Origin of the sequence: Klebsiella sp. C349492 (genome assembly GCF_042055345.1) — a bacterium.
GTDB lineage: Bacteria > Pseudomonadota > Gammaproteobacteria > Enterobacterales > Enterobacteriaceae > Klebsiella > Klebsiella scottii.
The window spans coordinates 1-1,232 of the sequence record NZ_JANQCE010000019.1; the positions used below are offsets into that span (position 1 = coordinate 1).

Consider the following 1,232-nt stretch of genomic DNA (forward strand, 5'->3'; position numbering starts at 1 on the left):
CTGAATCGCCACGGATAATCTAGACACTTCCTAGCCGTTGATAATACTGGTTTTCATATTCTGTCGGTGACATCTGATCGCTGGAACCATGCCGACGCTTACTGTTATAAAACATTTCGATGTAATCAAAAATATCGCTGCGGGCTTCTTCCCGCGTTCCGTAGATCTTTTTCTTTATCCGTTCGCGTTTCAACAACTGGAAAAAGCTTTCTGCAACCGCATTATCATGGCAGTTACCGCGACGGCTCATGCTGCCCTCCAGGCCGTGTGATTTCAGGAACGACTGCCACTCATGGCTTGTGTACTGACTGCCCTGATCCGAATGAACCAGCACCTGTTTTTGGGGATTACGGCGCCATACAGCCATCAGCAGTGCGTTCAGGACAATGTCCTTTGTCATCCGGGATTGCATGGACCAGCCGATAATTTTGCGTGAGAACAGATCAACAACCACGGCAAGATACAGCCAGCCTTCGCGGGTCCTGATGTAGGTTATGTCCGTTACCCAACGCTTATCCGGAGCATCCGGATTGAACTGTCGCTGGAGCCTGTTGGGCGACACGATACTGGCCTCGCCTTTACGTGCCCGCGGGCTCCGGTATCCGACCTGAGCCTTTATCCCGACACGTTTCATCAGTCGCCAGACTCTGTTCACTCCGCACTGTTGCCCGCTGTCCCGCAGATCCAGATGGATTTTGCGATAACCATAGACGCATCCCGATTCCAGCCAGAACTGTTTAATCTGTCCTGTCAGTCTCAGGTCTGCCTGATGGCGTTGTGAATGCGGCTGCTGAAGCCAGGCGTAAAAACCACTGGGATGAACATCCAGCACCCGACAGAGCAGGCGAACAGGCCAGCAACAGGAGTTGTCACGGATAAAGGCGTACCTCAGTCGGACAGCTTTGCGAAGTACGCCGCGGCTTTTTTTAATATGTCCCGTTCGTCGGTAACCCGCTTCAGCTCTTTCTGGAGACGGCGGATCTCGGCCTGAGCATCTGACTGTTCTTTATTAGCGGAAGAATCCGGACCGTACTTCTTTATCCAGGCGTAAAGGCTGTGGGTGGTGATATCGAGACGTGTTGCAACGCTGGCAACAGAATAACCGCGATCAACAACCTGTTTGACTGCTTCAGTTTTAAACTCTTCGGGATAACGCTTACCGCTCATGGGCACCTCTCTTTAAGCCATCTTAAATGACTCTGAGGTGTCTGTTAAACCCGTGGCGATTCAAA

1 protein-coding gene is annotated in these 1,232 nt (G+C 51.5%); it reads right to left on the minus strand.

The window, feature by feature from the left end; all coding sequences use genetic code 11:
* Positions 1 to 19: 19 nt before the first annotated feature.
* Positions 20 to 1,167, minus strand: a protein-coding gene (locus tag NWP14_RS27725) for an IS3 family transposase (protein ID WP_115191619.1) whose coding sequence is annotated in 2 segments (ribosomal slippage) — positions 20 to 930 and positions 930 to 1,167 — 1,149 coding nt in all. Because the reading frame shifts where the segments join, the coding sequence is not laid out codon by codon here.
* Positions 1,168 to 1,232 lie beyond the last annotated feature (65 nt).